The following is a 9,576-nucleotide window of genomic DNA, read 5'->3' on the forward strand; positions in this document are numbered from 1 at the left end:
GTGCTCAGCGCTACTTTTTTCGCGTTTCGGCGCTGCCACCGCAGTCTCGACACCCCAGCGAACGGGCCCGACGGATTAACGGGCAAGACCACTAGCGAGTGTCGCGAGCGGGCCTCTCCTATCTCCCTTTGCGACTCCTATCTCCCTTTGCGACGGCCGGTGCCGAACCTGGCTCTGACGAGCTCGCGGATTCCCGTGTTCACGGCGCCTTGCACGTCCGGATCGTGCCACAGTCTTGTCAGCAGGCTGGGCCGCTCCGGCTCGAAGGGTTCAGGCATCGGCGGAACCGGGTCGTCTGACGGGCTTGACGGGCTTGACGGGGTTGACGGGTAGCCGGGTCGGGCCGGAAGTGGCTGCCGCTGCACCGTGTTGCCGTACTTGGCCTGCAACGGACTGGAGTTGGCTGCGGCGAGGATCGCATCGTTGCCGATCGCGGCCATCAGCGAGCGGGGCGCGCGCATGCGCGTCCACGCCACCGGCGTCGGTGCGCCCTTCTCCGACAACACGGTGACGACGGCCTCGCCGATCCCCAGCGACGTCAACGCCGACTCCAGGTCATAGACATCGGTTTTGGGGTACGTGCGGACGGTCTTGCTGAGCGCCTGTTGGTCGTCGGGGGTGAACGCCCGCAGCGCGTGCTGGATGCGGGCGCCGAGCTGCGACAACACGTCGTTGGGCACGTCGGTGGGCAACTGGGTGCAGAAGAACACACCGACGCCTTTGGAGCGGATCAGCTTGACGGTTTGTTCGACCTGCGCGAGGAAGGCCTTGGAGGCATCGCTGAACAGCAGGTGCGCCTCGTCGAAGAAGAAGACCAGCTTGGGCTTGTCCACGTCGCCGACCTCGTCGAGCCCGGCGAACAGCTCGGCGAGCAGCCACATCAGGAAGGTGGAGAAAATGACCGGACGCAACGATTGACCGCCGAACTCCAGCAGCGAGATGATGCCCCGACCCTGGTCGTCGACGCGCAGCAGGTCGTGCGGGTCGAGCTTCGGCTCGCCGAAGAAGGTGTCACCGCCCTCGCCGGCCAGATTCACCAACGCCCGCAGGATGACGCCCGCCGTCGTCGCCGAGACCCCGCCCAGGTCTTTCAGGTCGGCTTTACCCTCGTCGCCGGCCAGGTGGCTGATCACACCGCGCAGGTCGTCCAGCGTGACGAGCGGACGGTCGGCCTGCCTGGCCCAATGGAAGATCAGCCCGAGTGTCGACTCCTGAGTAGCGTTGAGCTCCAATACTTTCGACAGCAGGACCGGGCCGAAACCGGCGACGGTCGCGCGCACCGGCACGCCGACCCCACCGGTGCCCAGCGACAAAAACTCCACCGGGAACGCCGTCGGCTCCCAGCCGTCACCGGTGTCCTTCGCGCGCGCGGCGATTTTCTCGTTGGCCTCCCCCGGGCGCGACAGACCCGACAAGTCGCCCTTCACGTCGGCCATCAGCACGGCCACGCCCGCGGCGCTGAGCTGCTCGGCGATGAGTTGCAGCGTCTTGGTCTTGCCGGCGCCGGTCGCCCCCGCCACCAGGCCGTGCCTGTTGACCGTGGCCAGCGGGATGCGGATCTGCGCGGACGGATCGGCGACGCCGTCGACGACGACGCTGCCCAGCTCCAGCGCCCGGCCGTCGACGGCGTAGCCGCCGGCGATCCGCTGGGCGGCTGTCGCCGCTGATTCGGTGCTCATGTGCTGCGCCCTCTTTCCGATCGTCAGCCGCTCGGCAGACTCACCCTACTTGCCAGGGGGACCGGGAGCGATGGCTCGCGTAACGCCTACGCTGAGCGCTGTGGTGGACGAATTGGTGTGGATCGACTGCGAGATGACCGGCCTGGACCTGCGTTCGGACAAGTTGATCGAGATCGCGGCCCTTGTCACCGACCCCGACCTGAACATCCTGGGCGAGGGAGTCGACGTCGTCATCCACGCCGAGGACGCCGCGCTGTCGTCGATGATCGACGTCGTTGCCGACATGCATGCGCGATCCGGGCTCACCGACGAGGTCAAAGCGTCCACCGTCGACCTGGCCGCCGCCGAGGCGATCGTGATGGACTACATCGGCAACCACGTCAGACAACCGAAGAGCGCGCCGCTGGCGGGTAACTCCATCGCCACCGACCGCTCCTTCATCGCCCGCGACATGCCCGCCCTGGACTCGTTCCTGCACTACCGGATGATCGACGTGAGTTCGATCAAGGAACTCTGCCGACGCTGGTACCCACGCATCTACTTCGGTCAGCCGGCCAAGGGACTGGCCCACCGGGCGCTGGCCGACATCCACGAATCCATCCGCGAGCTGCAGTACTACCGCCGGACCGCCTTCGTCTCGCCGCCCGGGCCCTCTACCAGCGAAATCGAGGCGGTAGCCGCCCGCCTTGCGAGCCAACGCGACGCAGCGCGACCAAACGATTCGGCTCCCGAGCCAACGACCGGCTAGTATCGACGTCGCCGTTCGTTGGCCCCGCCACGGGGCCGGCCCGGCAGCATGGTGAGTGTAGTTCAGTTGGTAGAGCACCAGGTTGTGATCCTGGGGGTCGCGGGTTCGAGTCCCGTCACTCACCCCGAAGCGCAGGGGCGTCTATGCAGGCAGTGGCGCTTTTGTGTTTGTTGTCCAATGCGCTGGCCAGGGGTGGCGGATAAATCCATTGATGCCACCAGGAACCGGTGGGTCGACCGCAGTAGCCGTGGTATGACCCGCTAGACGGCTACCAAGGCTGCCCCTTGTGGCCAGGTACCGGCTCGATTTGCTCAAGTCATCAACATCTGCCGGAGCCGTGTCATAGCGTGGGCGACACACGTCGACGGATGGAGGACCATGCTCGGGTTCGCAATCGTTGACAGGCAACCGGCGGCGAACGCAACTGCTGTGTGGCTCACCAGCCGTATGGAAAATTCCCACGACAGGCGCAAGGACGACAGCGACAAACTGAAGGCCGTTCAATGCAACCACACCAACGCCGTCGTCATTTCGCACACCGATGAACGCCGCGATGACAAAATCCGGTCGTTGACCGCTGACCGGGCGGTCGTCCTCACCGATGGCACTGCGCCGCCACTGCCGTTCGTGAACCCGCTTAGCGTTGCGGTGGGTGACGGTCTCATCGAGGCGACCCTCACCCACCAGCGGCGCATCGCGGAGGCGGTAGCGGCTGCGCGATGCGCCAACCGCAAGCTCGTCGACCCCGACTTTCCCGGGACGATGCCTCACCTGACGCTCGGTGAACGCGAAGGACCCGCCTACCGGGCGTTGTCGGTCGCCAACTATATCGCGCGTGTGTGGGAGACTTGGCTCGCAACCGACGCGCAGCGCGTGCGTCGCATCCTCAACGCCAAAACGGGCAAACCACCGGGGATCATGCCCGACGAACTTGGTGCCATTAATCTCACAGAGCTACCACCGGAGTTCGCGGACCTCGCTACGCCGGAACCGGTGTCCTAATGCTCGACTACACAGCCATCGACTTTGAGACCGCCAACGCCTACCGAGGATCACCCTGCGCCGTCGGTCTCGTCCGAGTTCGCGATGGATCACCGGTGGCAGAACGCAAATGGCTGATGCGGCCGCCCGAGGAAGTCGATTACTTCGACGGCTACAACGTATACATTCACGGCATCACCGCCGCGATGGTTGCGGACCAGCCGCGCTGGAAAGAAATCCTCCCCGCCATAGTCGAGTTCATAGGCGATGACGCGGTGATCGCCCACAACGCCGGGTTTGACATGGGGGTTATCCGGTACGCCTGCGCGGTGGACAACATCGAATGGCCGGAGCTGCGATTCCTCTGCACGCTAGTCCTCGCACGCAGGGCGTTGTCGCTGCCGTCTTACCGCTTGCCGTTCGTCCTCGACGCCCTCGGCTGCTCGATCGAACACCACCACGACCCCCTCGATGACGCGCGCGCCGTCGTGGACATAGTTCGTCGCCTCGCCGCCACCCAGGGTGTTGATGAACTCAATGGGCTGGCCAGTTCGGCCGGCGTGCGCATCGGTCACATGAGCAGCGGCACCTACAGGGGCAGCGTGGCGCTCTTAACCTCGCGCGGTGGTGGCTCACGCCCCGTTCTGCACGAAATGAACCCAGGAGCCGACCCTGGTGGTTACCTATACGGTCGCGTTGTGGTGTTCACCGGCACGCTCATGTCGATGACTCGACAAGCCGCCTGGGACGAGTGCTTGCGCATTGGCGCAATCCCACAACTGAAAACCACGAAGCGAACGAACGTGCTTGTTCTTGGCGACATCAATCCTGCGGTCCTACGCCCTGGTGCGGATCTAACCGCTAAGGCATGGAAGGCATTTCAACTACAAGAAAAGGGTCAAGACATCGAAGTAATGACCGAGGACGATTTCCTGCGATGCCTGTAGAACGTGGTGGCTATCCGCGCCAGTCGATGCCGACGGTGCTTGGATCGACATCGCCGCGACCTGCGCAGTCCGGCTGGCGCTTCTCGATGAGTCCTAGCAAGCTCCCAAAAATTCGCGAGAGGACGAGGGCAGAGGACCTTCTATGTGTTCACACATCTAGTCCGGGTGAACAGCGGGGAAGGAACTCCGTTGCCCACCTCGAGCGGCGGTGGTTCCCTTGCTTCGATATACCTGCCCGACGCAACGCTCCGGCCATGGTGCGTTCGAGAAACACCCCCCCGCTTGACGTCTGCAAAGCGTGGCATTCGACCCACAAAACAGCAGCTCGATACGTTTACAGGAGTTCGAGTCCCGTCATCCACGCCACAACGCAAAGCGCATGTCAGCAACGTGACGCCGGGAATCCTCACCATGCGGTGTTTGCTGGCTTCTTCGCGACGCGAGGAGTTCAATCCGCTGTTCTCATCGTCGCTTTCACCACACAACAGCGCTGGTACGTGAGTTCATCACTACTATTGAAAGTGCTAGTCAGCTCGGTTAGCGTGTTACCCCTGAGCTTATTGAGCTGCGGAATCGCGGAACGGGCTGGGCGGCAACTCGAAACAGGGCTGGCTCCCGGTCGCCCGACCCCCCTCTGTTCGAAAAATCACCGAATTCGTTGTGGGAGAGCGCCGATGGAACTCATTGCCGGTAGCGGATGACCGTTGATATAAAGTTTGCTCGCGACGATGCAGACCGTGCCGCGATACTCCCCCGAAGCGAACTCGTTTCGTCCGACGACCACCACCCGGGGGGCGGCAACGCCGCACCGGACGGCATCAACGCCATCCGTGACTGGACCATCGGGTACGTCAAACGTCACCCGGTCGCCTCACTGACCACGGTCGGCGAGCAGTTCGTTCTCGGCGTGCGCACGATCCAGTATTTCTTCGCCGACCTGTTCACCGGGCGCTTCCAGGGACGTGAGTTCGTCCGGCAGGGTGCGTTCATGGCCGGTACGGCGGTGCTTCCGACGGTTCTGGTGGCCCTGCCGATCAGCGTCACGCTGTCCGTGCAATTCGCGTTGCTGGCCGGCCAGGTCGGGGCCACCTCACTTGCCGGCGCGGCAAGCGGCCTGGCGGTCATCCGTCAGGGCGCATCGATGGTCGCCGCGATCCTCATGGCGTCGGTAGTCGGGTCGGCCATCACCGCCGACCTGGGCTCGCGAACCATGCGCGAGGAGATCGATGCCATGGAGGTGATGGGCGTATCGGTCATACGCCGACTCGTCGTACCACGCTTCGCCGCCGCGATCATGATCAGTGCGGCGCTCACCGGAGTCGTGTGCTTCGTCGGATTCTTCGCAAGCTACATGTTCAACGTGTACTTCCAGAACGGCGCACCGGGTAGCTTCGTGGCGACGTTCGCATCTTTCGCGACACCCGGCGACATGATCCTGGCGCTGCTGAAGGCCGTCATCTTCGGCGTCATCGTCACCGTCGTTTCAGGCCAGAAAGGACTGTCCACCAAAGGCGGTCCCACGGGGGTGGCAAACTCGGTGAACGCCGCGGTGGTCGAGGCGATTCTCTTACTGATGATCGTCAACGTCGCCATCAGCCAGCTCTACGTCATGCTCTCCCCCCGGACGGGACTGTGACGTGTCGAACTCCGCGTACCTGCGATGGGAGCCCCTCACCGAACCGGTGGTTCAGCTTTGCCGCAGGGGGACCAGGCCGGTCATCCGGCTCGGGCACATGCTGGTCTTCTTCGTTCGGGCGCTGGTTGCCGTACCCATCGCCGCGCGCCACTACCGCACCGAATTCCTCACACTGCTGTCGAACATCACGTGGGGCAACGGCTCGCTGGTGGTGGGTGGCGGCACCGCCGGTGTGGCCGTCGTCCTGGGGGTCACCGTCGGCGCGCTCGTCGGCATCGAGGGATACAACTTTCTCGAACTGCTCGGCCTCGGCCCCGCGACCGGCTTCGTCTCGTCGTTGGTCAACACCCGCGAGCTCGCACCGCTGATGGCCGCGATGGCGTTTGCGATCCAGGGCGGCTGCCGGTTCACCGCCCAGTTGGGATCCATGCGTATCGCCGAAGAGATCGACGCGATGGAAGCGCTTGCCATCCGCCCGATCCCGTTTTTGGTGACGACCCGGCTGATGGCCTCGGCGGTCGCGATAGTGCCGTTGTACGCGGCGTGCCTGGCACTCAGCTACCTGAGCACCGAACTGGTGGTGGGACTCAGCGGTGGCGGGTCGACGGGCTCCTACCTGCATTACTTCTCGATGATGCTGGCCGGCAAGGACATTGTCTATTCGTTGGTCAAGGCCGTCTTGTTCGTGTGGTTCGCATCCACGATCCAGTGCTACTACGGGTTCTACGCGAACGGAGGTCCCGAGGGCGTGGGGGTGGCGGCCGGGCACGGAATGCGCGCCAGCATCACCGTGATCATCATGGTGAACATGCTGCTCACCATGACTCTTTACGGCGTCGACTCCGGCGCGAGGTTCGGCGGGTAGGTGATCGCGGATGCCGAATTCCTTTGAGCAGGACGGGCGTGGCCCGTCAGACCGCCAGCTGCTCGGCTGCGGAGTGGCGGTCCTCGTCGTGGCGAGCCTGGTCACCGCGACGCTCCTGCTCAAGTCGACCGGCCGGCTCGACGAGCACGTGCGAGTCGTGGCCGATCTGGTCAACGTCGGCGACGGCTTGCCCGAAAAGTCCGACGTCAAGTATCACGGCGTGCTCGTGGGCAGCGTGAACAGCGTCGTCCCGGCCGCGTACGGAAAGCCGAACTACGTCCGCATCGACCTCAAACCCGACTACGCCACGTCGATCCCGGCCGCCGTGAGCGCCCGCGTGGTGCCCAGCAACGTCTTCGCCGTGTCGTCGGTTCAGCTCGTGGGCAACGGACCGGGCCCCACCATCCGGCCCGGCGCCCACATCCCCGAAGACACCCGCCTGCCGACGGTGCTGTTCCAAACCACCATCGGCAAGCTGCGGAATCTGCTCACCGCGAGTGGACGCGGCCGCGAAGACAGGTCCGTTGGCATCGTGGCCGCGCTCGCCGTGGCTACCGAACATCGCCGCGTGGCGCTGGTGGACGCCGGAAAAAAGCTGGATCACCTTATCGACCAACTCAATTCGCTGGTCGGCACCGACACGGGCCCGTCGACGCTGTCCGCGCTCGTCGAGGCGACCCAAGGGCTCGAGTCCACGGCCCCGGATCTTTTCGACGCGCTGCACCGTGCCATCGAGCCGATGCGGACCTTCGCCGAGACACGCGGACAGCTGGAGTCGATGCTCTCGGGAACCGATCACACCCTGGGCACCACGCACCGATCGCTCGACAACCACATCGACCAGCTGGTCCGCATCACCGCCGATTTCACACCCGTGCTGGGCGTGCTGGCGCTGAAGGCCGATGCCTTTCTTCCGGCCGCGGTCAAGATCGACAACCTGGCCAACAGGTTCATGGACGAAGTCTGGATGCCGGACCGCGAACTCGCCAACGGGCGAGTCAACATCTCGTTCACACCCTCCTACTCCTACACGCGCGCCGACTGCCCGCATTACGGTGAGCTCAAGGGACCCAGCTGTTTCACCGCGCCGCTGGTCCCGGTCCGGCCTGACCTGCCGGAAGTGCTGCTGCCGCAGAACTATCAACCGCCCAAGGATCTGGCGCCGCCGCCGGGAACGGTCATCGGACCCGACGGCAACCTGGTCGCCGTCGGTCCGCCGCTGATCAGCCCGATTCCCAATCTGCAGGACCCCAATCCCCCACTGCCGGCGGGTGTGACACCCTCACCGCCGGTCCCGGGGACCGCCAATCCCGACAACGCGCCGCGACCCGCAGCGCCGGGATCGGTTGCCCCGTCGGCCTTCGGCGGCAACGTCGGCCCGGTGGGCAGCCAGGACGAACGAAACCTGTTGACCTCGATCACCGGCCGGCCCGCGACGGTGGCCACCGAGCTGCTGCTCGGTCCGATCGCGCGCGGCACCACGGTCTCGCCGGCCCCTGCGGCCGCGTCGGGAAGGCCGGCGGGGAGGCCGGCGGGGAGGCCGGCGGGGAGGACAGCGGGGAGGACGAAGTGAAGTTCCGCGCGCCGCTCATCGGGCTGTCACTGTTCATGGTGGCCGCGATCACCGTCACCTGGCTGGTGTACGTCAGTCTGCGACGCGACGTGGTCGGAAAGACGGCGTCGTATTCGGCGGTCTTCACCGACGTGTACGGGCTTCGCGAAGGTGACGACGTCCGCATGGCCGGGGTACGGGTGGGCCGTGTCCAAAAGATCGACCTCGACGGCACACTGGCGAAGGTCTCGTTCGTCGTGCAGGACAACCAGCCGCTGTTCGGTAACACCGTCGCCTCGGTGACCTACCAGAACATCGTCGGTCAGCGTTACCTCGGCCTGTCGCTGGGCACCGAAGGCAGTCCCGGCCGGCTGGCACCCGGCAGCGTCATCCCGCCGGAACGCACGGAGCCCTCCTTCGACGTCACCGCGCTCCTCAACGGTTATGAGCCACTGTTCTCCCTGTTGAACCCGCGCGACGCCGACAATCTCACCAAGGCGCTGATCGAGTCACTGCAGGGCGACACCCCCTCACTTGCCGCGCTGGTCAGCCAGACCACAACGCTCACCGAGACATTCGCCGGACGGGACCAGGCGCTCGGCGATCTGATCGCCAATCTCAACTCGGTGGTCAGCACTGTCGCCCGGCAGAATGCCGACCTCGACAGCATCCTCACCGCGACCCGCGACACCGTGTCCACCCTCGACGGGCGGCGCCCGGAGTTGGTGGCGGCGATGGGTTCGCTGGCGCGGGTGACCGGCCGCCTGTCAACGTCAGCCAGGGATGTCTACCCGTCGCTCGCCGAACTCATGGAACGCAAGCCCGGTTTCGTCCGGCACCTGCTCAGCGTCGAGCCGCAGGTCGGTTTCTTCGCTGACAACATTCCGCTGGTTCTCAAGGGCCTCACCCGGATGGGTAACCAGGGCGCCTACGGCAACGGCTACGGGTGCGACGTGAACCTGTTCGGATTCTTCCCCGGCCTCAACGACGTCGTGCCGATCATCGTCGACGCCGCCACGCCAGGGAACAAAGCGATGCACACACCCAAGTGCAGGCACAATGGCTGATTCCCCGATGGCTGATTCCCCGATGGCTGATTCCCCGATGGCTGATTCCCCGATGGCTGATCGCTGGTACCGCCGAGTGAAGCGACGGCAGGCGCGCGCGC

At 65.0% G+C, this 9,576-nt stretch carries 8 protein-coding genes and 1 tRNA gene; 8 read left to right on the top strand and 1 reads right to left on the bottom strand.

Going from position 1 to position 9,576, the window contains the following annotated elements; genetic code table 11:
- Window positions 1-137 precede the first annotated feature (137 nt).
- Window positions 138-1,679 (bottom strand): helicase HerA-like domain-containing protein, encoded by a 1,542-nt coding sequence (locus ACOJVU_RS10175; protein WP_421529663.1) that lies wholly within the window; start codon window positions 1,677-1,679, stop codon window positions 138-140.
- 100 nt (window positions 1,680-1,779) lie between these two features.
- Here ACOJVU_RS10175 and orn point away from each other — a divergent pair, with 100 nt between their 5' ends.
- The 8 genes from orn to ACOJVU_RS10215 all read left to right on the top strand — a co-directional run bounded on the left by orn (window position 1,780) and on the right by ACOJVU_RS10215 (window position 9,475).
- Complete coding sequence (gene orn, locus ACOJVU_RS10180) at window positions 1,780-2,427, top strand: oligoribonuclease (protein WP_421529664.1); 648 nt, start codon at window positions 1,780-1,782, stop codon at window positions 2,425-2,427.
- A 51-nt stretch (window positions 2,428-2,478) separates the two neighbouring features.
- Window positions 2,479-2,551, top strand: a tRNA-His gene (locus ACOJVU_RS10185).
- Window positions 2,552-2,805: 254 nt separating this feature from the next.
- The gene (locus ACOJVU_RS10190) at window positions 2,806-3,429 is read left to right on the top strand and encodes a hypothetical protein (RefSeq protein ID WP_421529665.1); all 624 of its coding nucleotides are present in this window, start codon (window positions 2,806-2,808) and stop codon (window positions 3,427-3,429) included.
- The gene (locus tag ACOJVU_RS10195; RefSeq protein ID WP_421529666.1) at window positions 3,429-4,355 is read left to right on the top strand and encodes an exonuclease domain-containing protein; all 927 of its coding nucleotides are present in this window, start codon (window positions 3,429-3,431) and stop codon (window positions 4,353-4,355) included. Before ACOJVU_RS10190 ends, ACOJVU_RS10195 begins: the two co-directional genes overlap by 1 nt.
- Before the next feature lie 697 nt (window positions 4,356-5,052).
- Window positions 5,053-5,991, top strand: a complete 939-nt coding sequence (locus ACOJVU_RS10200) for an MlaE family ABC transporter permease (RefSeq protein ID WP_421529667.1) — start codon at window positions 5,053-5,055, stop codon at window positions 5,989-5,991.
- Between the two features lies 1 nt (window position 5,992).
- Window positions 5,993-6,856 (top strand): ABC transporter permease, encoded by an 864-nt coding sequence (locus ACOJVU_RS10205; protein ID WP_421529668.1) that lies wholly within the window; start codon window positions 5,993-5,995, stop codon window positions 6,854-6,856.
- 10 nt (window positions 6,857-6,866) lie between these two features.
- Window positions 6,867-8,429 (top strand): MCE family protein, encoded by a 1,563-nt coding sequence (locus tag ACOJVU_RS10210; protein WP_421529669.1) that lies wholly within the window; start codon window positions 6,867-6,869, stop codon window positions 8,427-8,429.
- Complete coding sequence (locus ACOJVU_RS10215) at window positions 8,426-9,475, top strand: MCE family protein (RefSeq protein ID WP_421529670.1); 1,050 nt, start codon at window positions 8,426-8,428, stop codon at window positions 9,473-9,475. The genes ACOJVU_RS10210 and ACOJVU_RS10215 overlap by 4 nt, the downstream gene beginning before the upstream one ends.
- The last annotated feature ends 101 nt before the right edge of the window (window positions 9,476-9,576 follow it).

It is taken from the genome of Mycobacterium sp. THU-M104, assembly GCF_049197365.1.
GTDB lineage: Bacteria > Actinomycetota > Actinomycetes > Mycobacteriales > Mycobacteriaceae > Mycobacterium.

Coding starts and splice junctions, on each gene's coding strand:
- ACOJVU_RS10175 (WP_421529663.1), bottom strand. CDS start 1,679: ATGAGCACCGAATCAGCGGCGACAGCCGCCCAGCGGATCGCCGGCGGC.
- ACOJVU_RS10190 (WP_421529665.1), top strand. CDS start 2,806: ATGCTCGGGTTCGCAATCGTTGACAGGCAACCGGCGGCGAACGCAACT.
- ACOJVU_RS10195 (WP_421529666.1), top strand. CDS start 3,429: ATGCTCGACTACACAGCCATCGACTTTGAGACCGCCAACGCCTACCGA.
- ACOJVU_RS10200 (WP_421529667.1), top strand. CDS start 5,053: ATGACCGTTGATATAAAGTTTGCTCGCGACGATGCAGACCGTGCCGCG.
- ACOJVU_RS10210 (WP_421529669.1), top strand. CDS start 6,867: ATGCCGAATTCCTTTGAGCAGGACGGGCGTGGCCCGTCAGACCGCCAG.